At 65.4% G+C, this 25,439-nt stretch carries 18 protein-coding genes; 11 read left to right on the top strand and 7 right to left on the bottom strand.

The genetic code is table 11. The features are described from left to right. Positions 1 to 462 precede the first annotated feature (462 nt). The 6 genes from FOZ70_RS16950 (at position 463) to FOZ70_RS16925 (ending at position 7,385) form a co-directional block, all read left to right on the top strand. Entirely contained in the window at positions 463 to 1,245 is a 783-nt protein-coding gene (locus FOZ70_RS16950) for a Crp/Fnr family transcriptional regulator (RefSeq protein ID WP_175850445.1), read from the top strand. Positions 1,246 to 1,437: 192 nt separating this feature from the next. Beyond that, positions 1,438 to 1,689, top strand: coding sequence for an acyl carrier protein (locus tag FOZ70_RS16945; protein ID WP_006490451.1), 252 nt, complete (start codon positions 1,438 to 1,440; stop codon positions 1,687 to 1,689). Then, the gene (locus FOZ70_RS16940) at positions 1,686 to 2,882 is read left to right on the top strand and encodes an acyl-CoA dehydrogenase family protein (protein ID WP_021159460.1); all 1,197 of its coding nucleotides are present in this window, start codon (positions 1,686 to 1,688) and stop codon (positions 2,880 to 2,882) included. Before FOZ70_RS16945 ends, FOZ70_RS16940 begins: the two co-directional genes overlap by 4 nt. Next, the gene (locus FOZ70_RS16935; RefSeq protein ID WP_219706304.1) at positions 2,879 to 3,853 is read left to right on the top strand and encodes an amino acid--[acyl-carrier-protein] ligase; all 975 of its coding nucleotides are present in this window, start codon (positions 2,879 to 2,881) and stop codon (positions 3,851 to 3,853) included. Before FOZ70_RS16940 ends, FOZ70_RS16935 begins: the two co-directional genes overlap by 4 nt. Further along, positions 3,850 to 4,908, top strand: coding sequence for a DUF1839 family protein (locus FOZ70_RS16930; protein ID WP_219706303.1), 1,059 nt, complete (start codon positions 3,850 to 3,852; stop codon positions 4,906 to 4,908). Before FOZ70_RS16935 ends, FOZ70_RS16930 begins: the two co-directional genes overlap by 4 nt. After that, positions 4,905 to 7,385 (top strand): glycoside hydrolase family 2 protein, encoded by a 2,481-nt coding sequence (locus FOZ70_RS16925; protein ID WP_219706302.1) that lies wholly within the window; start codon positions 4,905 to 4,907, stop codon positions 7,383 to 7,385. Before FOZ70_RS16930 ends, FOZ70_RS16925 begins: the two co-directional genes overlap by 4 nt. A gap of 45 nt (positions 7,386 to 7,430) precedes the next feature. On the opposite strand, the gene FOZ70_RS16920 is transcribed toward FOZ70_RS16925, so the two are convergent. Then, complete coding sequence (locus FOZ70_RS16920) at positions 7,431 to 8,822, bottom strand: sigma-54 dependent transcriptional regulator (RefSeq protein ID WP_219706301.1); 1,392 nt, start codon at positions 8,820 to 8,822, stop codon at positions 7,431 to 7,433. Positions 8,823 to 9,971: 1,149 nt separating this feature from the next. Here FOZ70_RS16920 and FOZ70_RS16915 point away from each other — a divergent pair. From FOZ70_RS16915 to FOZ70_RS16895, 5 genes are all read left to right on the top strand, one after another. After that, the gene (locus tag FOZ70_RS16915) at positions 9,972 to 10,307 is read left to right on the top strand and encodes a hypothetical protein (protein ID WP_219706300.1); all 336 of its coding nucleotides are present in this window, start codon (positions 9,972 to 9,974) and stop codon (positions 10,305 to 10,307) included. Further along, positions 10,288 to 10,872 carry an ElaA protein gene (locus FOZ70_RS16910; protein ID WP_021159466.1) on the top strand — a complete coding sequence of 195 codons (585 nt, stop codon included), beginning with the start codon at positions 10,288 to 10,290 and terminating at the stop codon, positions 10,870 to 10,872. The genes FOZ70_RS16915 and FOZ70_RS16910 overlap by 20 nt, the downstream gene beginning before the upstream one ends. Then, positions 10,869 to 12,440 (top strand): mannose-1-phosphate guanylyltransferase/mannose-6-phosphate isomerase, encoded by a 1,572-nt coding sequence (locus tag FOZ70_RS16905; protein ID WP_021159467.1) that lies wholly within the window; start codon positions 10,869 to 10,871, stop codon positions 12,438 to 12,440. The genes FOZ70_RS16910 and FOZ70_RS16905 overlap by 4 nt, the downstream gene beginning before the upstream one ends. A gap of 380 nt (positions 12,441 to 12,820) precedes the next feature. After that, positions 12,821 to 13,969: a glycosyltransferase gene (locus FOZ70_RS16900; protein WP_219706299.1), complete on the top strand. Its 1,149-nt coding sequence runs from the start codon at positions 12,821 to 12,823 to the stop codon at positions 13,967 to 13,969. 173 nt (positions 13,970 to 14,142) lie between these two features. Next, entirely contained in the window at positions 14,143 to 15,231 is a 1,089-nt protein-coding gene (locus FOZ70_RS16895) for a glycosyltransferase family 1 protein (protein WP_219706298.1), read from the top strand. A 259-nt stretch (positions 15,232 to 15,490) separates the two neighbouring features. Here FOZ70_RS16895 and FOZ70_RS16890 read toward each other — a convergent pair whose 3' ends face one another. The 6 genes from FOZ70_RS16890 to FOZ70_RS16865 form a co-directional block, all read right to left on the bottom strand. Continuing rightward, positions 15,491 to 17,683, bottom strand: a complete 2,193-nt coding sequence (locus FOZ70_RS16890) for a GNVR domain-containing protein (protein ID WP_226192266.1) — start codon at positions 17,681 to 17,683, stop codon at positions 15,491 to 15,493. A gap of 102 nt (positions 17,684 to 17,785) precedes the next feature. Beyond that, a complete protein-coding gene (locus FOZ70_RS16885) occupies positions 17,786 to 19,138 on the bottom strand; it encodes a cellulase family glycosylhydrolase (RefSeq protein WP_219706296.1) in 1,353 nt (450 codons plus the stop codon). Further along, positions 19,135 to 20,562: a hypothetical protein gene (locus tag FOZ70_RS16880; RefSeq protein WP_346656404.1), complete on the bottom strand. Its 1,428-nt coding sequence runs from the start codon at positions 20,560 to 20,562 to the stop codon at positions 19,135 to 19,137. The genes FOZ70_RS16885 and FOZ70_RS16880 overlap by 4 nt, the downstream gene beginning before the upstream one ends. An 82-nt stretch (positions 20,563 to 20,644) precedes the next feature. After that, positions 20,645 to 21,898 carry an oligosaccharide flippase family protein gene (locus tag FOZ70_RS16875; protein WP_059623413.1) on the bottom strand — a complete coding sequence of 418 codons (1,254 nt, stop codon included), beginning with the start codon at positions 21,896 to 21,898 and terminating at the stop codon, positions 20,645 to 20,647. Positions 21,899 to 21,936: 38 nt separating this feature from the next. Beyond that, a complete protein-coding gene (locus tag FOZ70_RS16870; RefSeq protein WP_219706295.1) occupies positions 21,937 to 23,130 on the bottom strand; it encodes a glycosyltransferase in 1,194 nt (397 codons plus the stop codon). Between the two features lie 422 nt (positions 23,131 to 23,552). Beyond that, a complete protein-coding gene (locus FOZ70_RS16865) occupies positions 23,553 to 25,364 on the bottom strand; it encodes an alpha/beta hydrolase (protein ID WP_042975040.1) in 1,812 nt (603 codons plus the stop codon). Between the last annotated feature and the right edge of the window lie 75 nt (positions 25,365 to 25,439).

Below are 25,439 nucleotides of genomic sequence, written 5' to 3'. Positions count from 1 at the left end.
TGAAACTGTCTCAAATTTGAATCGACACACTAATTTCCGGCTCTGTCACCTGACGCACACTTCTCTCGCATCACATTGATTTTTATGAATATTTTCGCGACAACCCTTTAATTGTCAAAGAATGTTCAATGTCCGCCCGGGACTTTCTTCGCACGCAGCACGGCACCGTTCGATTGATTCCCGTTCGACATCGAATGAATGCCGAACGTCCCATTCGATTTCCGGATGATTAATTCCGCTAAAACCAATCATTAAATCCGGATAACATTCCTGCCCGCCAAAAATCGTCAAACTTTGTGAAATGACGCAATGTGCAATTGATCGAATTCAATGGCGTGTTAGCCTTTTCGCGAGTATCGTCACTCCATTTCTGACGAACACAAGTCCGCACGATCGTGCGAATTCCCCATTTTCGGGGTATCGCCGAGACGACGCGCGACCGCCACCCTACGAGGATGCGCCGTGACTCACCAGGCCCCTGACACCGTCGCGTACGCGAACGGGATGATCGAGCTGTCCCACAGCTTCGATGCGAACCGGTTTCTCGCGGCCGTCGACCGCGACGATCTCGCGACATTCGTCCCCCACCTTCAACTCGTCCACCTGAAATCGGGGCAAGTGCTCTGCGAGCCCGGCGAAATGCTCGCCGCGGTCTACCTGCCCGTCACGACCGCGATTTCGCTGCAGTACGTGTCGTCCGGCGGCATGACGCTGGAAGTCGCGGAGATCGGCAGCGAGAGCGTGGCCTGCGACGACGTGATCGGCGGCAGCGGCCGGATGCCCTGCCGGGCCGTGGCCTGCCGCGACGGGTTCGTCTACCGGCTCGACCGGCGCGTGTTCGCCGCCGCGTTCGACGCGTCGCCGGTCATTCGCCATCTCGTGTTCGTCTGCGTGCGGCTGCTGATGGCGCAGGTCTCGCAGATCACGTTCTGCAGCCGTCATCACGTGCTCAAACATCAGTTATGCAGATGGTTCCTGCTCGCGTACGACCGGACCCGCAGCATCGAGATCCAGGTGACGCACAGCATGCTGGCGCAGATGCTCGGCGTGCGGCGCGAAACGGTCACCGATGCCGCCGGCGAGATCCAGAAGCTGGGCCTGATCCGGCAATACCGGAGTTCGATCGAGCTCGCCGACCTCGACGGTCTCGAGAAAATGTCGTGCGGCTGCCGCGCGATCGTGCGTGACGAGATGAAGCGCATCCTGTCGGCCGACTCGGGTGTGCCGGCCGCTTCGCGCGCCTGACCCGCCTGCCCGACCTGCCCGCGCGGCGCTTCGGCGCTGCGCTTCCTCGATAAGCAGGGTTAGCGGTTTGTAGGGTGGCGAACAGAACGCCGTGCCTGCCAATGGTCTACTGATGCCGGACTGCCGGGGGGACGTCAGCGCGTATGCCGCGTCTGCCCCGAGCGGACGACACCACGCACGCCGGAGCAGCACGTGAAAAACGAAATCAGAACCATCCTGAAGCACGTCGCCCACCTCGAAGCCGCGATCGATTCGATCGGCGACGGGGACGACCTCTACGAAGCGGGCCTCTCGTCGCTCGACACGATCCAGCTGATGCTCGCGATCGAGAAGCAATTCAACATCGAGATTCCCGACGAGATGCTGAACCGCAACCTGTTCCGCAGCATCGACGCGCTCGCGGACACGATCGCCACGCTGCAACGCACCGAGCACTCCGCATGAGCGCGCTGCTTCCCGAACTCGCGACCGACAGCGATGCGCATCGGCTCGACGAGGCCGCGCATGCCGTCGCACAGATCGCCGCGCAGCACGCGGACGCGGTCGACCGGGACGCGCGCTGCCCCGTCGAGGCGATCGAGGCGATGCGCGCGCGCCGCCTGCTCGGCGCAATGGTGCCGACCCATCTCGGCGGCGCTGGCGCGTCGCTGGCGGACATCGCGTCGGCCTGCTCGATTCTCGGCCAGGCCTGCGCGTCATCGGCCATGGTGTTCGCGATGCACCAGATCCAGGTCGCCTGCATCGTCGACCACGCGGTCGACCAGGGCTGGCACAAGCTGTTCCTGCAGCAACTCGTGCGCCACCAGTGGCTGCTCGCATCGGCTACGTCGGAAAACGGCGTCGGCGGCAACCTGCGCGCGAGCCAGTGCGCGCTCGAAACCGACGGCGGCGAGTTCCGGCTGCGCAAATCCGCGCCGACGATCTCGTACGGCGACTATGCGGACGGCATCCTCGCGACCGCACGACGCGATGCGGACGCCCCGGCTTCCGAGCAGGTACTCGTCACGCTGCTGCGCGACGGCTACACGCTCACGCGCCGCGGCGAATGGGACACGCTCGGGATGCGCGGCACCTGCAGCAACGGTTTCGAGCTCGACGCGCAAGGCGCCGCCGTCCAGTGCCTGCCGGTGCCGTTCGCGAAGATCGCCGAGGAAACGATGGTGCCGGTGTCGCACATCCTGTGGGCCGCGGTCTGGATCGGCGTGGCCGGCGACGCGTTCCATCGCGCGCACCAGTTCTTCCGCGCACAGGCACGCCAGACCGACGGCGCACCGTCGCCCGCGTCGCGACGCATCGCCGAATCGCTCGCGCTGATGCAGGCGATGCAGGCCCGCGTCGACAACGTGCTGCGCCTCCATGCGAACGCGACCGCGCGCTCGTGGTCGGCCGGGATGGCCTGGGCCGCCGAGATCAACACGCTGAAGACCTACGTGTCGACGACCGCGCTGGAAGTCGCGCACCAGGCCATGATGATCTGCGGGATGGCCGGCTACAAGCAAGGCACGCCGTTCAGCATCGGCCGCCACATTCGCGACCTGCATGCGGCGCCGCTGATGATCAGCAACGACCGCATTGCCACCAACACCTCGAACCTGCTGCTCGCGCTGCGTCCTGCGACGCTGGAGAAACATACGTGAACGATCGCCTTGCCGTGCCCTCCGCCGCCTCCGCTCCCGCCGACGCACCGCTCGACCGCGCGGGCGTCAACCCGCTGCGCGACGAACTGATCGACGCGGGCCTGCTGGTCTCGACCGGCATCCAGGGCCTGTTCGGCCGCAGCGAACGGTTCGAGCGCGTCGTGGAAGCGCTCGACGCGTTCGTCACGCGCATCGGCGCCGACCAGCAGGCCGAAGTGCTGCGCTTCCCGCCGGCCATGAGCCGCATCGAGTTCGAGCGCAGCGAATACATGAAGAGCTTCCCGCAGCTCGCGGGCAGCGTGCACGCGTTCTGCGGCGACGAGCATCAGCACCAGCGCCTGTTGCAGTGTCTCGATCGCGGCGACGACTGGACCGAAAACCAGAAACCGACCTACGTCGTGATGACGCCGGCCGCGTGCTACCCCGTCTACCCTGTCGTCGCACGCGCGGGCGCGCTCCCGGCCGCCGGCCGGATCGTCGACGTATTCTCGTACTGCTTCCGCCACGAGCCGTCGCTCGATCCGACCCGCATGCAGCTGTTCCGGATGCGCGAATACGTGCGGATCGGCACGCCCGAGCAGATCGTCTCGTTCCGCGAGACCTGGATCGAGCGCGGCACGCGGATGATCGAGGCGCTGCGCCTGCCCAACGCGATCGACCTCGCGAACGACCCGTTCTTCGGGCGCGGCGGCAAGATCGTCGCGAACAGCCAGCGCGAGCAGAACCTGAAGTTCGAGCTGCTGATCCCGATCGAGCACGACGATCGCCAGACCGCCTGCCTGAGCTTCAATTACCACATGGACCATTTCGGGCTGCTGTGGAACATCCGTACCGCGACGGACGAGGTCGCGCACACGGGCTGCGTCGGCTTCGGCCTCGAACGGCTCACGCTCGCGCTGTTCCGCCACCACGGCTTCGACATCGATGCATGGCCGCGTGAAGTCCGCGACGTGCTGTGGGGCACGCGATGAGATTCGTGTCCCGCGACGGCGAAGACGCGTCGTTCGAGGATGTGCGCCACCGTGCGCGCCACTACCGGCCGCATCCGCTGCACAGCCAGGAGATGGTCTGGAAGCAGACCAACTGCTACGTCGACATGTGGCTCGAAGTGCTCCGGTGGTGGGGCTTCAATCCGTACGCGGCGCTGCCGTTTACGATCGCGCTCGATTTCGAGGGCGACCAGTTCACGTTCTTCAAGTTTCCGCACGACGAACTGGAGCGGCTGTACGGCATCGTCGTGCAGGAGCACTCGATCTACGAACCGCTCGACCGGCACATCGAGACGCAGGTCGCGCGCGGTCACCTGATGATCGTCGAAGTCGACGCGTGGTTCCTGCCCGATACGCGCGGCAGCAGCTACCGCACGCGGCACACGAAGACGACGATCGGCGTCGATGCGATCGACCGCGCGAATCGCCAGATCGGCTACTTCCATAACAGCGGTTATTACGTGGCCGAGGATTTCGACTACGACGGGCTCGTCGGCGGCAGCTCGCCGATGACGCTGCCACCCTATGTCGAATGCGCGAAACGGCGGTTTGCACCGCTCGACGAGCGCACGCTGTGCGAGACGTCGCTCGCCGCGCTGCAGCGCCACCTGCGGCGCCTGCCGGTGGTCGACCCGATCGCCGCGTTCCGGCGGCAATTGCAGACCGACGCGCGGACGCTCGCCGATTCGCCGCTCGAGCGCTTTCATGCGTACTCGTTCAACTCGGTGCGGCAGCTCGGCGCGAACTTCGAACTGTTCGGCCATTACGCGCGCTGGCTGCAGGCCAGCGGCTGCGTCGGGCCGTTCGCGGAGATCCGCGCCGCGTGCGACCGCATCGCGTCCGAGGCGATGGTGCTGGAATTCCGGCTCGCGCGCGCCTGCGCGCGCGGCAAGGAGGAACGCGGCGATTCGACGCTCGAAGCGATCGAGGCCGCCTACGCGGACGTGGTCGCATGCGCACGGCAGATCGCCTTGCCGCTGCGGCACATGACGCCCGTGCACAGCGACGCGGCGGCACCCGTGCCGGTCATGCGGTGACGCGCACGCGCGCCCAACCTGCGTGGTCGATGCTGGCGACGGCCGCGGGGGCCGCACGGGAACCGCGCGATCTCCCGGCCGCCGGCAACGGCTGGATTCCGGCGGCCGTGCCCGGTACCGTGGCACAGTCGCTCGCGCTCGCCGGCCGGCTCGACGAAGCCGTATCGCTCGACGAGCGCGATCACTGGTACCGGATCGAGCTGCGTGGACACGGGCCGCGCGTGCTGCGCTTTCACGGCCTCGCGACGCTCGCGCAGGTGTGGCTCGACGACACGCCGATCCTCCGCTCCGACAGCATGTTCGTCGCGCACGACGTGCCCGTGTCGCTCGACGGGTCGCACCGGCTGACCCTCTGTTTCCGCGCGCTCGCCCCGCACCTGCGCGACGCGCGCGCGCCGCGCCGCGCGCGCTGGCGCACGCGCCTCGCGGAGCCGGCGGCCCTGCGCACGATCCGCACGTCGCTGTTCGGGCACATGCCGGGCTGGTTTCCGCCGCATGTGCCGACCGGCCCGTGGCGGCCCGTGGACGTGCTCGATCCGGCCGACGGGTCCGTGCTCGCCGATTGCAACCTGCACGCGCGCATCGAAGGCGACACCGGCTGGCTCGACGCGGACCTGACGTTCGCCGCGCCGCTGCCCGACGCGCTCGCGGCACGGCTGTCGTGCGGCCAGCACCACGCCACGCTCGAACGTGCGGGCCCCGATCGCCTGCGCGCAAGCGTCGCGGTGCCCAACGTGTGCCGCTGGTGGCCGCATACGCACGGCGAACCGGTGCTGTACGACATTGCGCTGCATATCGGCGACGAGCGTCGACCGCTCGGCGCGACGGGCTTCCGCACGATCGAGGTCGACCCCGGTGCCGACGGCAAGGGCTTCGGGCTGCGCGTCAACGGCGTGCCCGTGTTCGCGCGCGGCGCGTGCTGGAGCAGTGCCGCGCCGCTCGCGCTGCACGCGGACGACGCCACCTACACCCGCCTGCTCGGGCTCGCGCGCGACGCCGGCTTCAACATGATCCGCGTCGGCGGCACGATGACCTACGAAGCCGATGCCTTTCACGCGTGGTGCGACCGGCTCGGGCTGCTGGTCTGGCAGGATTTCATGTTCGCGAACTTCGACTACGCGCTCGACGATCCCGCGTTCGCGGACAACGTCGATCGCGAAGCCCGACAGTTCCTCTCGCGTCACGGCGCATCGCCGTCGCTTGCCGTCCTGTGCGGCGGCAGCGAGATCGCTCAGCAGGCCGCGATGTCCGGGCTCGGGCCGAAGCAGCGCTTCCTCGAGCTGACCGCCGACCGGCTGGCCGGCCATGCGGCCGCATGCCGGCCCGACGTCCCGTACGTGCCCGATTCGCCCGACGGCGGCGTGCTGCCGTTCATGCCGCGCGAACGCGTGTCGCACTATTACGGTGTGGGTGCCTACCTGCGCCCGCTCGATGACGCGCGCCGCGCGGACGTGCGCTTCGCGAGCGAATGCCTCGCGTTCTCGAACGTGCCATGCGACGCGACGCTCGCCGAGCTCGGCTGGCCCGGCGTGCACGAGCCGCGCTGGAAAGCCGCCGTGCCGCGCGACCCCGGCACGTCGTGGGATTTCGAGGACATTCGCGACCACTATCTGCAGACGCTGTACGACGTCGTGCCCGACCGGCTGCGGCGCGAGGATCCGGCGCGCTACTTCGAACTGTCGCGCGCGGTGGTCGCCGACCTGATGCGCGAGACGTTTTCCGAATGGCGGCGCACCGGCTCGCGCTGCGCCGGCGCGCTCATCTGGCAGTTCCAGGACGTGATGCCGGGCGCCGGCTGGGGGGTAATCGACGCCGCGCACCGGCCGAAATCCGCGTGGCACGCGCTGCGCCAGGTGCTGCAACCCGTACAGGTGCTGCTCGTCGACGAAGGCCTGAACGGGCTCGACGTGCATGTCGTCAACGAGCGCCCCGCGCCGCTGTCGGCGGCGCTCGAACTGGTCGCGCTGCGCGACGGCCGCACGGCGGTTGCACGGGCCGGCTGCCCGGTTCGGATCGCCGCGCACGACACCGTGCGGATCGGTTCGGCCGAGCTGCTCGGCCGCTTCTTCGACTGGACCTACGCGTACCGCTTCGGGCCCTGCGAACACGACACCGTCGTCGCGACCCTGCGCGGCGACGACGGCACCCTGCTGTCGCAGGCATTCCATTTCCCGTCCCGTACGCATCCGGCGGTGCTGGCGCGCCGCGAACTCGGGCTGGAGGCGTGCGTGTCGCGCACCGGCGACACGTGGCACGTCGACATCGATACGCGGCACGTCGCACGCCATGTGCAGATCGATGCGCCGGGATTCGTGCCGCGCGACGACTGGTTCCATCTCGCGCCCGGCACGCCGGCGCGCGTGGTGCTCGTTCCGCTTGGAACAGCCGGGAAGAATGGGGCCGCGGATGAACCGCCGGCCGTGGAAATCCGCGCCGTGAACGCCGCGCGCGCGGTGCGCGCCACGCAGGCCGGTTGACGCGGCGCTCGCGGCTGCGCACGCCGCGAGCGCCGCGGTCGAATCTCAGTCGGACGAGCCCGTCCCGCGCGGACGCTCGATCCCGTATGCCTCCATCCAGCGGTACAGCGTCGCGCGCGACACCCCGAGCTCGCGCGCCGAAGCCGCGACGCGCCCGCGCGTGCGCAGCAGCGCCGTTTCGATTGCCTCGCGCTCGATCGACTTGCGGATGTCGGCCACCGACGGCGACGCCGCATCGAGACAGTATTCGAGCTCGAGATCCTGCGCGGTGATCAGGCGGCCTTCCGTCATCACGACCGCGCGGCGCACGCGGTTGATCAGTTCGCGAACGTTGCCGGGCCAGTCGTGCTTGTACAGTGCCGTGATCGCATCCGTCGAGAAGCCGCGTACGCGATGGCGCGCGTCGCCGCGGAAGCGTTCGAGCATGTGATGCGCGAGCAGCTCGATGTCCTTGCCGCGCGCGCGCAGCGGCGGCTGGTCGATGCGCATCACGCACAGCCGGTGGAACAGGTCGGCCCGGAAGCGCCCCTCCGCCATCGCGTCGCGCAGGTCGACGTGCGTCGCCGACACGATCCGGACATCGACCGGCACCGGATCGCTGCCGCCAAGGCGATGGATTGCACGCTCCTGCAGAAAACGCAGCAAGCTTGCCTGGCTCTCGTGCGGCAGGTCGCCGATCTCGTCGAGCAGCAGTGTGCCGCCGTTCGCCGCTTCGACATAACCGATCTTGCGCGCGTTCGCGCCGGTAAACGCGCCGCGTTCGTAGCCGAACAGCTCGGATTGCAGCAGATGGGGCGGAATGGCGCCGCAGTTGACGGCGACGAACGGGCCGTTGCGGCGCTCCGAATGGCGATGGATCGCGACGGCCGTCAACTCCTTGCCGGTTCCCGTTTCGCCGAACACGAACACCGGTGCGTCCGTGCGCGCGAAGCGCCGCACCGTATCGAACAGCCGCAGCATCGCGCTGCAGGTGCCGACGATGCCTTTCTCTTCGGATTCGAGCCGTTCGCGGTCGCGCGCGAACAGGCATTCCATGCCGTACGCATGGCCGACCGTATCGGCGATCCGATGGTGCGACGCCGGCAACGTGACGTAATCGAAGCAATAGTCGCGCAACAGCGCGCGCACGTTCGGCGACGCCGTCTGGCCGACGTCGACGAGCGCGACCCAGACGACGTCGCGCATCGACGCGCAGGTCGACGCAATGCTGCCGATCGCGTCGGCGTGGCCGCCGCTCAGGTCGAGGATGCCGCAGGTGATCTCGCCGGATGTGTCGCGCAGCTCGCTCGCTTGCGCGACGATCGACACTTTCCAGTCGCGTCGCGACAGTTCCTTTCGCAGCATGACGGACGGCGACTGCGTCCAGTAAATCAGCGGACGCTGCCCGTTACCACTCCCCGCGCCGGCGCTCTTATCGCGCGTTATTGGCATATTCATAACGAACCATCACTTTCTCCACTCCGCGAACCGTTCGCGTGCGCTGCGGCCGGCGGCGCATGGCCGCCTTTCCGCGCTGCGTTTCCGCAGCTTTGGCGAAGATCGAAACTGCACACGGCGAGAACCCCCGGAGGTCGAGCCGGATGTCATCCGGCCTCGTTGTCATCCAACTCGAAGGGAACGCGCGGCTGCGGGAGCCACGACGTTCCCGCTTTGAAGCGACCCGCCGTCAAGGCGGAGCGCGTCGGCAGACGGGAATGCCGCCGGCATGTGCGTCACGTCGTACACGACAGTGGCGCCCGATGCCGAACCGGATGGCCGCCAACCCGCTTCCGGAATGACCGCCGCATTTCATCCGCATCTGAATTTACACCCCGTTTCGAGATGGTCGTGTTACCAAAAGATAATCCTGAATCAACCGGTTACGCGACCTGTCGCACCGCACCGCGCGTGTTTGTTCACTGAGATTTGATTATCTACGAGCATTCCAGTCAATCAGTGGCAAATACTACTTTTCCGCAAGATGGGGGCGGTCGATTGCATGTGATATCCATCGAAATCCCGCTGAAAGGTCGGCACCGCATTTCATTTTCCACATAATCGGGCCCACCGCCGGCAGGCCGCATCGTATCGCGACCGCATGCGGCCTGCTCGTCCCGCACTTGTCCTGCTCTTGTACCGCACTTGTCACGCACTTGTCCGTTACATGCCGTAATCAACCAGACCGCGTCGTGCATCCCGTTCCGCGGTGCCGGCACACGGCGAAACGCCCGCCGCGCACGCCGGTCGTCCTCCGGCGAATCGTCGCGGCCAGACGCGATGCCGATCGTGCCGACCGCCGCCCCCCGCAGTGCAGCATGGCGACGCCCGGTCGCGTCACGCCCGTGTCCTGCGATCCGTCTGTAAGGATGCGGGCCGCCCGTTGTCGTAATCGGCCACGCCAGACCGCCTGATCGCCGGCCGCAGCGCCGACGCATCGCCGCGGTGGCGCGTGCGTGCAGACAATGGCGTGGGGATGAGGGACGCGTGTGCCGCGCGGGCGCGCACGATCCGGAAGGAATTCGACGAGGCTCGACACGGTCTGCCCATGCGATGCAGCCGACCGCGAGCGTGTGCCCGGCACCGCCATGCACGATCGCCCCGTCGTGAATGCTCGAAATCTTCAAGTCCTGCCCCGGTTCTTTATTGACGTTCGATGTTGGCTGGCCGCGCATCGAGGCGGGCCGCGACGATGGGTCAATTATGGAAAAGCACGGGCCGCCGCGGTGTGTGCTACCGCACTTTGCGGCGCTCGCGCGGCAGGCCGCGCTGTGCGTGCCGCGCCGGCCGCGCGAATCCGGAGCGAGAGTGCGCTTTCGAACAGACCGGCGCACGGCGCACCCGGATGATGAGAATCGCCGCACCGCACGGAACGATCGCGTCCGCGCGGCACGGCGTGCCGAAGGCATCACGCGAGGACAGCATCATGGAATGGCATTGTTGTGAATTCGAACATCTGGGCGCCGTCGATCTCTACGCAATCCTGCGCGCGCGCAACGCCGTGCTGGTGGTCGAGGACGCGCACACGCATCTCGACATCGACGGCAAGGACGCCGGTGCGCTGCATGTCTATGCAACCGTACGCGACGGCGACACGATGGAAGTCGCGGCCTACGCACGCATCCTGCCCGGCGACGACATCGACCCGGACGCCGTGATCGACAAGGTGCTGACGAGCGAGCGACGACGCGACGACGCGACGCTCGAGCAGCTGATCGGGCGCGCCCTCACCGCCGCGCAGGCGGCGTGGCCCGACGCCGCGGTGCGCACGCACGTCCCGGCACCGCGCCAGGCGTTCTACAAGCGTTTCGGATTCCGCAAGGCCTACGGCCCGTATCTCGAACAGGGTGCGCCGTTCGTCGGCCTGGTGCGGCCCAGCGACCGCGCGGCAGGCGCGCTGCGCGGCCTGCTGCAGCGGGTCGTTTCGGCACACCGGTCGCGCGACGACGACGCACGTGCCGACAGCCGTACACACAACCGGCTGCCCGCCGACACCGGAGCCAATCGATGACCCGCACCCTTCGCCCGGTTCCCGATCCCGACCTGCCGCGCATCCTGCCGGTGATTCTCGCCGGCGGCTCCGGCACCCGGCTGTGGCCGCTGTCCCGCGAGCAGTATCCGAAGCAGTTGATCGAGCTGATTTCGAACGAATCGCCGCTGTCGGCGACGGCGCGCCGCCTGAACGGAATCGCGAACGCGTCGCTCGGCGACACGTTGCTGCTGGTCTGCGGCGAACAGCATCGCATCATGAGTGCCGCGCAGGTGGTCGGGCGCGCGGCGCCGGCCCGCATCCTGCTCGAACCGGCCGCGCGCAACACCGCGCCGGCGCTGACGCTTGCGGCACTCGACGCGAGCCAGCTCGCGGACGATCCCGTGCTCGCGGTGATGCCGGCCGATCACGTGATCACCGACGTCGGCGCGTTCCAGGACGCGATCGCGCGCGCGGCGCGCTACGCGCAGGAAGGGGCGATCGTCACGCTCGGCGTGCTGCCCCGACGCGCGGAGACGGGCTACGGCTACATCCAGGTCGGCGAGCCGCGCACGGGCCGCCACGGTGGCCAGGGCGGCTACGCGATCGGGCGCTTTGTCGAAAAACCCGATGCGACGCTGGCCGAACGCTACCTGCAATCCGGCGATTACTGGTGGAACAGCGGGATTTACGTAACGCGCGCATCGGTCTGGCTGAAGGCGATCGGCGCACTCGCACCGGACATCCATGCGGCCTGCGAAACCGCGTGGCGCGCGGGCATTCCCGAGGATCCGTTCTTCCGGATCGATGCGGCGGCCTTCGACACGTGCCCGTCGGACTCGATCGACTACGCGGTGATGGAACGGCTCGCGGAGCACGGCGAACTCGGCATCGAAGGCATCGTGGTGCCGCTCGCGGCCGGCTGGTCGGATGTCGGTACCTGGGATGCGATCTGGGAAATCATGCCGAAGGACGATCACGGCAACGTCGCGCGCGGCCCGATCGTGTTCGAGGACACGCAGGACAGCCTCGTGCGTTCGGAGGGCCGCCTGATCGCGTGCGTCGGGATGAAGGACGTCGTCGTGATCGAGACGCCCGATGCCGTGCTGGTCGCGAACAAGCACGACGTGCAGCGCGTGAAGAACATCGTCGAGCGCCTGAAGACCGACCGGCGCCCGCAGGCGCGCGAGCACCGCAAGGTGCAGCGGCCGTGGGGGCACTACGATTCGATCGATCTCGGCCAGCGCTTCCAGGTGAAGCGGATCGTCGTCGAGCCTGGCAAGCGGCTGTCGCTGCAGATGCACTATCACCGTGCCGAACACTGGATCGTCGTGCGCGGCACCGCGAAGGTGACGCGTGGCAGCGAGACGTTCCTGCTGTGCGAGAACGAGTCGACGTACATCGCGGTCGGCGAAGTGCATCGCCTCGAAAATCCCGGCCGGATCCCGCTCGAAATCATCGAAGTGCAATCGGGCGATTATCTCGGCGAGGACGATATCGTTCGGTTCGACGATCAGTATGGGCGGGCGGTCGAGGCACGGGCGGCGCAATCGGCCCCGGTTGCGTCACAGAAAACGCACGTTCCGACGGCTGCACCGGACGTCGCTTGACAAGCATGTGTCGACCACGCCACCGCGTGCGTAGAAAACCGATGCGCGGCCACTCACGCTTCGCTCGCCCAATGTAAGGCATCGCACCCAGCACATCGTGCGTGCGTAGCACAATGCTTCAGACACGTGGCGTTTCGCGCTCTCGCCATGTCGGCACTCGATCGACCGGATCGAGCCCGCGGCAAAGTCGACATATCGCGCGCCTGAGCGACGCGGAACGGATAAGGAAAGACCGGTTCCATTACATCTCGTCACTTAGTTATACATATCTTTTTGATGTATTCCATCAACCGAATTGAATGCCGTCGACGTGGCGGCCCGTCAGATATTCGATTTTGCGGTCGACTGCGCAGTATCCGGTCGAACAGGCAGGCCAGAAGATGACCACCCAAAGAATCGTTCATATTGTCGAAGCGTTTGGCGGGGGCGTGCTTTCGATGCTCGTCCATCTCGCCAATCACGCAGCGGCAACGGGTGTCGATGTGACCGTTTTGCATTCCATTCGTCCCGAAACGCCGGCCGATTTCCAGACGCTCTTCCGGCCCGACGTCAAACTCGTCCACGTCGGCATGGCTCGCGAAGTCAGTGTCAGGAACGACCTGATCGGTTTGCGCGCGCTGGTCCAATGCCTGCGCGAATGCCGTCCGACGGTGATCCATCTTCATTCGTCGAAGGCCGGTGTACTGGGGCGGGCCGCTGCAAGAATTGCCGCGCCTGCCGCAAAGGTGCTCTATTCCCCGCATGGTCTCTCGTTTTTGCGCTGCGATGTTTCCCGCGCGAAACAGTTCGCCTACCTGAGTTTCGAGCGAGCGGCAGCCCTCCTCGGCGGAACCATTGTCGCCTGCTCGGACAGCGAGCTCAGGGAGGTCAAGGGAAGAATTCGGGCGAAATCGGCAGTGCTGGTGGAGAACGGCGTCAACGTCGCCGAGATTCCTTCGCGCCGTGCGCGTGACGATCGCAAGATTGCGATCGGAATGAGCGGTCGCGCGTCGTTCCAGAAAAATCATCAAGCCTTCGTGCAACTGGCATCCGAACTGGACGACTCCGACGTCGAGTTTCTCTGGATTGGCGGTGACGCAGGCGAAATTCCGGATCCCCGTGACAGTCGGGCAATCGTCTGCAGCGGCTGGGTGACGCGTTCGCGCGCACTCGAGCTGACGTCCGGGCTGGACATCTACGTCCAGACCTCCCGATGGGAAGGCATGCCGGTGGCGCTGATCGAAGCCCAGGTGGCCGGCCTGCCCGCCGTGGTGACGGACGTCGTCGGCAACCGCGACGTGGTCATTCACGGCGTAACCGGATACGTCGCGTCAAGTGTCGACGAGATGGTGCGGTATGTCGCCCTGCTCCGCGACGACCGGCAGCTCCGGGAACAAATGGGGGAATCGGCCCGAAAGTTCGCGCTCCATCGGTTCTCGATGAATTCCATCTTCAGGCAGTGGCATTCCCTTTACGGGTTGAATGTGCACCCGCGTCGCGCTGATACCCGGTATTTCGAGCATGCCGCGCCGGAGCACGTCAAGGCTTGACGGTTTGCAGACGTCGGGAACCGTGCGCGTCGGCCCCGACAGCAATGCACTCGTCATATTGCTCGCTCGGCCTTCAGCAATCGAACCGATGCGCGCCATGAACGCGATACCGACGCCGCTGTTCAGCATGATGCGCACGCGCCCGGCTGCGCCTCGATTTCACCGGATTTGACATGAGCAACCCCAAAGAACCCAGGAAACCCCGGAAACTCGTCTACAACGGTCGTTTCGCCACTCAGAAAACGACAGGGGTACAACGCGTCGCGCGCGAGTTGATCGCTGCACTTGTCCGGACGCAGCCGCAAGATTCCGTCACGCTCCTGGTTCCCCCGCATACCGACACCGTGGTGAGCGGCACGAAGACGGTCAAGGTCGGTTTCGCCAAGGGCGTGATCTGGGAACAACTGGTCCTTCCGCTTTTTGCACGCCGCGACCGCATCGTCAACCTGAGCAATTCCGGTTCCATTTTCCTTGGCAACCAGATCATCTATATGCACGATGCCGCGGTGTTCGACACCCCCGCGCACTTCTCCCGCCCATTCCGGGCATGGTATCGGATCATGTTCTGGATTTTGGCGCGCACTTCCGTTTGCGTATTGACCAACTCCAGCTTCTCGCGCGATCGCCTGGCGCACCATTGTGGTGTTTCAACCGACAAGATCAGCGTCGTGCCACTGGGTGCAGACCATCTCGACGCACTGAAACCCGACCCGAGCGTATTGAACGAGCACGCGCTCACGCCGGGCCGGTTCGTGTTGGCGGTCAGCAGCATGAACCCCACCAAGAACTTCCGACGGCTGATCGAGGCGTTTCGTCAAATCGACGACCCATCGGTGGATCTCGTCATCGTCGGCATGCGCAATGCCGCCGTGTTCGGCACGCAGGTCGATATTTCCGCGCCCGAACCGAACATCAAGTACGCCGGGTACATCAGCGACGAAAAGCTGAAGGCGCTGTATCAGCATGCGGCCTGCTTCCTTTATCCGTCGATCTACGAGGGGTTCGGCATACCGCCCCTCGAGGCGATGCGATACGGTTGCCCGACCCTGGTGGGACGATCGGCGGCATTGCCTGAAGTCTGCGCCGATGCCGCACTCTATTGCGACCCCTACTCGTCGAACGACATTGCGGAAAAACTGCGCAATCTGCTCGACTCCGCCGAACTCCGGGAGGATCTGAAACACCGGGGATCCATTCACGCCAGGCAATACAGCTGGAGCAAGAGCGCCGAAATCATGACCCGGATATTCGACAGACTTTAAGGCAGCCGACGCGCATCGTCGAGCGCACGCGAACGGACTGGCGCCGGCGCGAGTCGAGCCGGATCAAATCCGCATCGCTTCGACGTTCATGGCGAACAAGCGCCCGCCGCAAGCCCGCAAGCACTCGTCCACTTGGGCCAACGCCCCTACGATGCCGTTATCGACCGTGGCAAATGGCATCAGCCATACGGCGTTGCAACGCCAGCCCCCCCGCTACACCGGTGCCGCAACAAGAATCCGCGACACCGGGGGTCCGACATTACACGCGCTGGCGCTCGGTCGAGCGAACCGGAAAACCACGCGTGCGCACGCGTTCGACGACCGGCCGGGTCGATCCCGTGTATGTATTGAACACGTACCCCGTGATATCGCCACCGATGCTCCGCAACCGCGACAACGCGGTCTCGACGTCGGCCGCGCGTGTCATGCCGCTGCGCGACACAAGGACGTGCGCGTCGCACTTCACGCCGACGATGCCGAGCGCATCGTTGTTCGGCAGCAGCGGCGGCCCGTCGATGACGACGAAGTCGTATTGCTCGCGCATCGCCAGGATGAGTGTCATGAAACCGGATCCTTCCAGCAACTCGCCGGGTGACGTCTTGACCGGAGCACCCGCCGGCATGATCGACAGGTGGCTGCCCGCGACGGGCAGCGTCACGGTATCGGGCGACACCGAGCCGTCGAGCACCTGCGCGAGGCCCGGCCCCCCGGCCATCGACGAAACACGCAAGTCGGCGTTGATCAGCAGCACGCTGGCGTTCGTTCCCGCCAACAGATACGCCAGATTCGACGACACGAAACTGCAGCCGACGCCCGCCGTCACCCCCGTGAGCAGCAGGACCTTGCCACGCTCGCTGTCATCGCCATGCGTCGCGAGCGCGGCCTTCAGGCTCGCTCGCAATGCACGCACGGATTCGATACCCGCATCGTCGGGATGTGCCGCGGCCAACGGCAACGCGGTCGGGCGCGGCCCGCCGGGCAGCGCTGCCAATGCCGGCGACGACGCCACGATCGCGAGACAGGGGCTATCGGTCAATCTCGCCAGCGCGGCCGGTGAATGCAGTTCACGCCGGTACAGCGACAGCAGATGCACGCCCGTCAGTGCAAGGAACACGCCAGCCAGCAGTGCGCCAAGCACGACGATGCCCCGCTTGGGCCAGACCGGACGGAACGGCGCAACCGCCCAGTCGACGGCCGTCACGCCCGGCGACGCGCTGGAAATGGTGAGCTCGAGCTGCTGCGCGTTGGTCAGCACACTCGTGTAGAGCTGCGTCGCGATCGTCACCTGGCGTGACAACCGCACGAATTCGCGCTGCGTCGTGGGCAACCTGGCCGCCGTTGCGCTCGTGTCACGGATCTCGCGCTTCACCTGGTCAAGCTGCGATTGCACGGTCTGGTACTGGAAGCTCTTTGGCAGAAAGCGCTGTCTGACGTCGTCCAGCGAGATCTGTAACGCGGTCTGGTGTTCTGCCAGCGTGTTGAGGCGGGTGATCAGCGCGGCGCCTTGCTGATCGACGTCGATCGCACCGTTCTGCGTCCGGTACCGGTTCAGATCGTCCTCGGCCTTCTGCAAGTCCTGCTTCAGGACCGGCAGCCGCTGGCGCAGCGAGTCGAGATTGCGTCGCGCACGATCGGTTCGAAACGCAAGATCACGCTGCAGATACTGCTGCACGATCGCGTTGACCATGTTCTTCGCTTCCCGCGCGCTATCCGCCTGGTAGCTGAGCCGAATCATCGAAGGCGACTCCAGCGTCGAGTCGCGGTTCGGCACGACCGTCTTCAGATGCTTCGATACGTTTTCGTATACGAGCGGCTCCGGCTGCTTGCGCACCGTGAATGCGATACCCGGACGCGCGCGCAGCACGTCGACGCGCAACCGGCCGGCCGTACTTTCGCCGGGCAGCCGGAACGGCACCGTTTCACCGACCTTGCCGTGCGCAAGCGTACGGTTGTCGTCGTCCTGGAGCGTCCAGGTGTTCGCGTCGTCCGCGACGATCCTGAATCGATCGCCAAGCGCATTCGCAGGAATCGAGAATTCACCGATGTCGAGCCGCTCGCCGCCCCACGCGTAACCGGTCAGCCCGAGCGGCGCCGGCGCGAGCGTGTCGTCCGCATCGAAGCGCGACGCAACGAATGAGCCGATCACCGGAAACCGGCTTGCATTGCGGATATCCAGATCGGCACCGGTCGCATCGATTGCGCTGTCGATGACCGCGCGCGAAATCAGCATCTCGCTTTCGTCGGAGGCAGACGGCGATGCTGCGATCGTTCCGGAGACGTCCGAGAGCGAACTGATCGACGAACCGGGTTTGGTCTGGACGCGCAGCAGTGCTTCGGCGCGATACTGCGGTGTGGCCAGTAGCGCGTACAGCACGCCCGCGACGAACGTGACGCCGATCGTTGCGAAGAACAGGCGGCGATGCTGCTTGACGGCTTGCCAAAGCTGCGTCATCCCGGATTCGTCCGGTGCCCGCTGCGGGGCCTGGATGTTTCGTGCGTTGGATATCATGTTTGTTTTCTGAATGAGGCGACCGTTTTCGATCCTGCTTGCCGGCTATCGGCCAGTCGCCGAGACGATGAACACCGGGCCCTGCTCTTCGCGTAGTGTCAGCCGACGCCCCGTGATGTCGAGCGACGCTCCATAAAGGTCGGATGCGAACGTACCGGCAACGGGAAATTGCGACAGGTCGACGTCGACCGCTTTGTCGTTTCCATAGCACCAGACCACGTATTTCACGACGCCTTCGGCACGCAATTGCAGGACGGCGAAGCGGCGGACCGGATCGAGAAACAGTCGTGCGGCGCGGGCGTTCGCGGTAAACGAGAACAGATGGCGAACCGCGACGTACGCCGGCAGCGGCGTGTTGTCGGCGTCCAGCAAGCCGAAGTTGTGCTCCATGTTCTTCGGATCGCGACCATCGTTGCGCATGTCGTAGTAGGCGGTGAGCCCGATCTGCGCGATCCAGTCAACCAGCAGGCGCCGCACCGCGTAGCGCGCCTGGCGTTCACGCGCAACCGGATCGTGACCGTCACGTGTGTGCGACACGTACTTGTATGCATAGGTCGGATACGACCACTCGGTGGCCCAGATCGCGGGAACCGTGTGATAGGTGGCGAGATCGCGCGCGAGCGCGGCATAGTCGCCCAGCGCGGTCTCCGGCGCATTCTGCCGATACGGATGCACGCTGACCGCGTCGGGTGCGGGCTGCGATGCGCTGCCGATATCGCCGACCGCACGGATGAAAGTCATGTCCACCTGCTGAACGCCCCCCGTCGCAACGACTGCATCCGGATTCGCGGCCTTGACCGCCCGTACGGTCGCTTCCAGCAGGTTTCGGTACGCGGCCGGCGAAGGCGACGCGAGCCAGTAGTCCTTGTGATCCTGCTCATTCCAGACTTCGAAGCGTACGGGCTGATCGCGATAGTGCCTCGCTGCCTGGGTCGCATACTCGGCGAATGCGTCGATCTGTGCGGGCGACGTCGGCGGCTGCTTGGGCGCGTATCGCGGATGTCCGTAGCCGAGGATGAACAGCGCCCCCAACCGGCGCGCGCGCAGGTTGGCGACGAGTGCATCGTAGCGCGAGAAATCCCAGCCTCTCGGTGTTTCCACCGAATCCCAGAACAGGTCGGTACGGACGAACGAGAATCCGGCATCTCGTACCGCGTCGAGCAGCGCCGGATCGTCGATCTCGTGGATCGCTACCCCCGAATTCGCTCGCGTGTCGAAAAAGCGCGGGAGGGCGACGAACGGCAGCGCCGTCATCTGTGTCGCATTCGGCAGGACGACAGCCGGTTCGTCCGAGCCAGCGGAATTCGACGCGGTCGATATGACGACGACCCAGAGCAGCGCGCTTGCGAACCACCTCGCCCAGCGCCTTGCGCGTGCAGAATGAACGGCCGTGCTCATTGACTGCCCGCCCAGTTCACCGCACGCTCCGGCGCGTCGCGACCGGTCAGACACTCGCGGCCGGCATGCATGGTCAGCGTGCGAATCGCGATGCCCGTAAAAAGCAGACAGCCAAGCGCTTCGAAGATGTCGGTCGTCACGCCGCTCAACAGCACGAAGAGCAGCATCAGCCATGCGCGCGGGTCGTCGGCACGACTTGCAAGCACGCGCTGTGCGAATACGAGCATGACGAGCACGGCTCCCACCACACCGAGATTCGCGACGACATAGAGCGCCGCATTATCGGAGTAGCCGGTATTGAAGCCGAAATCGGCCGTATAGTACGCCGTCGCCGAACCGAAGCCGCCGGGCCCGACACCGAACCAGAGCAGGTTTGCGCTCGCCATGCCGTCGAGCAGCTTCGGCCAGGTGTTCAACAACCGGTCCTGCATCGAAGCGAGCGATCCCGTATCGGGAACACCGACGTTGGTCGTCGCGGCGATCACCCATCCCGCGACAGGCAATACGATCACCAGTGCGGTCAGGACGATACAGGCGCGCCTCAGGCCTGTCGTTTTCAGCGTGGCGAAACAGAGCAATACGAGCGAGAGTGCAATGAGTGTCGTCTTGTTGGTCGTGGCCCAGATGGCGGCCGCCGACATGGCGAGCAGCACCACGACCGCCATCGCATGGCGCAGGCGCGGGACGAGCCACGTGGTCAGCAGGCCGATCACGAGGCCGGTTGTCGCGCTGCTTCTACCGAAACCGGGCAGGCGCGGAACGGTACCGACGTAATTGGACGAAGCAAGCTGCACATTGACGCCGTCGACGTCGATGCTCCCGCCCACCCACGGCAGGTGCACCAACCCGTTGAGCATGACGCCGGCGCAGCATGCCGTCGTCAACACGATGAACGCGAACCGGATCGAATTCGACTCGAGCATGTCAAGCGTGCCGGGCGGCATGAGAAGCACGAACAGCAACGGCGCGACCGTCCAGACCCAGAAACACGCGGCGACGAGACTGACGCCGTTCGCGAGCGAAACGCACAGTTGTACGGCCAGGTAACTTCCGACGAGCAGCATATCGATACGCGGTCGAATCGCGAGGCCAAGCACGATGCAGCCGACCATCATCGCCTTGGGCAGATAACCAAGCATCGAAATGCCGGCGAGCGACGTGTAATAGCGAATCGCGCCGGAAAAGACCTCGCTCGCGATCGCGATCATGAAAGTGGCGGCCCAGAGCCGGTTAATCGATCGGTTTCCGTTCATGATGCTGGATACACCTGTTTTCGAGCGGAGCGACGCGAAGGCGTGGCACGCGACATGGTTCGCGCAAGCCGCCCCGTGCGAATCGCGCCGATCAGGCGCGGCGAAGCGTCGCCGGCCTGCGCTCATGTCAGGCCAGTATAGGCGGGCGCAATCCGGCGAAACGTTCGACACCTCACACTTTCCGTGCCTGCGGCGCGACCGGATCTCGCCACGATCCTGCCCCCTGCGTCGTGTATTCATGGCGCGAATCGCGTCAACCCGAACGCACCGATATATCGACGACGCCGACCCGTTCGCGACGGAGGACATACGCAAGCGCGACAGCGACGGCCGTTTCCGTGATCAACACCGCGATAGCCGCACCCCGCTCGGCAAACAGCATGGCAAGCGGCGGCAGCAACGTCACATTCAACATGCCGGAGGAAATCAGGATGATGCTGAAGGCGCGCTTCATGCCGAGCGGCAGCATCGTTTGAACGCCGAACAGATCCGTCATGCATGCCATGAACGGCACGAGCGCCAGGCAATGCAGCACGCCGATCGTCGGCGCGAATGAGCTGCCGTACAGAATCCGGACAGCGATCGGCGCGCACGCGTAGATGACGGCCGACATGGCCAGGACGAGCGCACCCTGCACGACGATCAGCTTGCGCAGGAACGCGAATGCCTCGTCGCGCGCGTGATGCATCAGATAGGTAATGTGTGGATAGGTCGAGGCCCGCAGCGGCTGCAACAGGCCGACCGCTGCCCGGATCAATTTGTCACCCGCAGCGAAATAGCCGGCGGCGACGTTACCCGAGACGATACTCAGCAGCACGGTATTGGTCGACGCGTAGAACGAGATCGACGTCGACGCGAGGAACACCTGAAAACCGCCTTGCAGCGCAGTCACGATATCGGCAAACCGTACGCGCACCCCTTCGATCTCGCGCTGAAGGAAGAGATAGGCCAGCAACGTGATCCCGCACAGCAACGGTACCGCCGCGTTGATCGCGACGGCAGGCAGGAGATCGTCAGGCGTGCGAACCCACAGGAAGAAGGCGGCGACACTGAGCGCACGGTATGCGACTACCGTGACGCTGTACACGCTCAACCGCTGGATTCCCTGAAAATACCAGCCTGGTGTCAGCGCGGCACCGATCGCCATCCCGAATCCGATGAGCAGTGCCGTGCGCTCCGCCGCGAAATGCGGAATCAGCATCGTCAGCGCGATGAGCACGGCGAAGCCGGCAACGGTAATCAGCCACTGGGCGCAAACCGTCGTCCAGAAGATGCGTGATCGCTCCCCCCTGTCCTTCGCGAGCGCAACACGCGGCGTTGCAGTCAGGTCGAAACTGTAATTCGCGAGGTTGATGAAGTACGTTGCAACCGCAAGCACGAACGACAGCGTTCCGTATTGTTGCGGGCCGAGCACGCGCGTCAGCAGCGGCAACGTGATGAGCGGTATGACATAGGTCGAGATTTGCAGCGAAAACAACAACGCAAAGTTTTTTCGGACGGCGGTCATCGTGCTTTCCGGGCTGAATATGAACAGTGCACCGACCGTCAATGTGCCCACGTGCGCGGGCTGTCCCTACCGATACCGAGTACGGTGTACAGCGACGACGCATAGCAGTCGACCGAGTAACGCGTCCAGTCGTAGCGTCGTTTCTCGCTGTCGAGGTGCGCACGCAGTTCGGCCAGTGCGCGCGCGAAGCCGTCAGGCGTATCCCGGTAGCGAATCTTGTTGCCGATCTCGTCGCCGAAGGTCGACAGGCTCCCGATGTCGTGGACGAGCGCCGGCAGGCCGAGTACTGCGGCTTCGACAATGACGAGGGGCGCGTTCTCCACCCAGATCGACGGCAACACGAGCGCATCGTGCATGGGCAGTGCGGCGAACAATGTGTCGTGATCGAGACGTCCTGCGAAACGCAACCGCCCCGATTCGACGAGTGCCGCGTACCGTTGTTCCAGGTTGCCGCGCTCCGATCCGTCACCGTAGACAGTGAGCGACGCAATCGCATCGCCTGCCGATTCGGTCATCCGTGCAAGGAACTGCGCAAGGCCCTTGTCCGGTTCCACGCGACCGACAAACGCGAGATCGAGACGATCGCCCTTCGCCGGCTTCGGCGCGCGCGGCACCAGCGTGGCGTCGATCGGGTTCGGCACCAGCGTGGCAGGCGTTCGACCGGACCGCGCAATCAGGTCGCGCATGAAGGGGCTCGGACAGAGGATCTCGTCGAACAGGCTGATCGGGTCGAACAGCGCCTTGACCGCATGCCAGTGCAACTTCTTCCCCAGGTCGTGAAGAAAACCGCGCGGACTGGCCGTGAGCGCAAGACGCCGGACGCGACGCAGCTCGTCCGGAGACAACGGCCGCGCCGTTCCCCGGGAATAGACCATCAGGCTCGGGTTGTAGAACAACAGATGGTAGTCGTGCGCGGTCAGGTACAAGCCACATCCCGACCGCCGCTTGTAGCGCGCCAGCACGGGCAGGATCGCGCTCGACAACAGGTTGTGATAGTTGTGCACGAGAATCCGTTGCGGACGAAATCGCTCGAGCAGCGTGACGAGCGCACGTGCAGCGGCTGGCGACCACGCACGCGAACGCCGGCTGTCTTCGACATCGGGGAGCGTGTGCTCGTCGAAGGTTTCGACCACGACGCCGTCGCGGGCGCGCAGCACGTCGACCGATACCCGATATACCTCTTCGGCCCCGCCCCTGCGAACGAAGTCGTTGATGATCAACACGCGCGTCACGACGGGCCTCAACGGACGTCGTACCGTGAACGCGACGCGTCGTCACGGCCCGCGTACGCGGGAGGCGGCGCGGTTCGCCCTTTCCGCGAGCCCGTACCAGGCCCTCCTGCATGCTCGGCCTGCAGACCGCAGCATGTGCTCGTGTTTCGGCATTCGTGGCGATTTCGTTGCATCGGTATTCCTGAACGGCCTCGTGGCGCCGCCCCCCTCACAGGCGCGACGACAGGAGAAATGGATACCGCCACGATAGTGTTTCGGAAGTCCGGGATCTGTTCGCACGATTACTTACGGGCGGTTTCAAACGGGCGTCCCGACGCATCGGGGCGTGTTACGTCCCGGGCGCCGCCCCTCTGCCAGACGTTCAGCCCTCCGCAAATGGCCGACTCCACCGTGTTTGCGTCGGTTCGGCGCACGCCGACGTGCTATTGGATCGCGCGTTCCGTCTTCGTTTCCGCTTTCGGTTTCGCGACGGCTCCGGCGCTGACGGCGGACACTGCCGGCGCATGCCAGTCGGTCAGCAACGCAGTGCATCGATCGATCACGTATTGCGCGGCAGCCGTGCCGCGCAGCGAGTGATCGAGCGCATCCTGAGTGTCGACCGATACATTCGGCAAGTGCGCGAACGCACCGCTGGACGCCGAGCCGAAATTCCGGACTACGACGTCGACACCCGCGTCGAACGTACCGTAGATCAGATGCGTCTGGATGCCGCGCGCAGACATGTCACGCAGCAAGCCACGGGGCGTGTCCTTGCCGCCCCCCCGGCCAACACGCTCCATGAAGCGCCTGACCGGTACGGTCATGACATCCGAAACGAAGCGGACAAGCGCGCGCAATACGGGACGCAGGTCGCGCCCCTCGGCCAGCAGGCGGCGCCACTTGTCGAGATTGCGCAACGATGCGGCATAGCCACGCATCGAATTGGTCTGGTTATTGACGGCATTCGTGAGCGTCTGCCCACGCGGCCAGATGAAAACCGGGAGATTGACCGCGATCACGCCGGCCAGGGGCGCCCGCGCGGCCGCGTGAAGCGATGCGTACGCCCCGGAGCAGATCCCGAACGCAACGATCTTGTGGTGTCCCGCTTCTTTCAGCCAGCGCGCGGCGGCAACCATGTCGCCAACCGCCTGGTCCGAGTACGGAATGTCCGTCTGGTCGTCACGCGCACGCTCACTGCTGTCGCCGATGCCGCTCGAATCGAACCGCAGGCTGCGGATGCCCAGCGCCGCGAGCGACCGCGCCAGCCGAACGGCAAGCCGTCCGTCGGCGATGCGCGGATTGGCGGCCGTATTGGCGATCAGCAGTGTGGGCGCACCGATGCATAGCCTGTCGCCGGCCGGTTCGCTCAACACGCCGACCAGTTGTTGCGGGCCGACACGTATCAAGTGTTCGATGCTGCCCTTACCCGCCAGTACGACGTCGGATACCGGGCGTGGCGCACGGGGGACGCGTGCGACCGTATCCGCACCGTCCTCGATCCAGTTCGCGATCGTATCGGGGAGCGCATCGGGCAACCTCGACCAGAGCGGTTCGCGCATCGCGACCGACCAATCCTGACACGTATGAACGCTCGCCGCGACACCGCGCGCCTGCAGCGCGTCCGACAATGCGGCACTGTCGCCATACGGCGCATCGACGAGCAACGCGCGTGCCGGCAACGTGCGCATGTTCGCCGCAGCATGGCACAGGTCGATGCGCCGGAGTGCATCGACGAGATCGTCGGGATAGGCGTGACCGAGTACATTGAACGGCCGTTCGTCGCGCACCGCATCCCGTACGGTCGGCGGCACGTTATCGAGCCAACGTTGTGCAACGAGGGAAAGCTCGCGTACGTAGCCGCGGCCGCGAACGACCGGCGCAATTGCGACGAAACGCGTGAGCCGCGGCATACCCTCGGCTGCGAGGAGCGCCAACGCCGCGCCGGCGCGTATGCCGACGAGCGTCAGGCTGTCTGGCGCTACGCGCTCGTGCAGCGTGAGAACGGACTGCCGGATGCCCTCGAGCATCCGCTCGAAGCGATCCGAGTCCTGTTCGTCGCCGAGCGAATCACCGCTTGCAGGATAGTGAAAACGCAGCACCGGAAAGCCACGATCCGCGAGATGCTCGGCGAGTGAGCGTACCAGTTTATGAAGCCAGAGCGCCTCGTGGCCGAGCGGTTCGCAAATCACGATGCCATGGGATCGATTACCCTCGTGAAGCCAGCCGACGCATCCATCGAACTGGATGGGTGTCATGGTTTGGTCCTTGTTTTAAGTGTCTGACAGGCCGGATTTCAATGCGTGCTTGCCGCAGGCCATGGGGCAAGTGGT

Source organism: Burkholderia sp. COPS (assembly GCF_019425585.1).
In the GTDB taxonomy this organism is placed as follows: domain Bacteria; phylum Pseudomonadota; class Gammaproteobacteria; order Burkholderiales; family Burkholderiaceae; genus Burkholderia; species Burkholderia cepacia.
The sequence above is the reverse complement of the archived record's forward strand: the minus strand, read 5'-3'. Positions and strand labels throughout refer to the sequence as shown.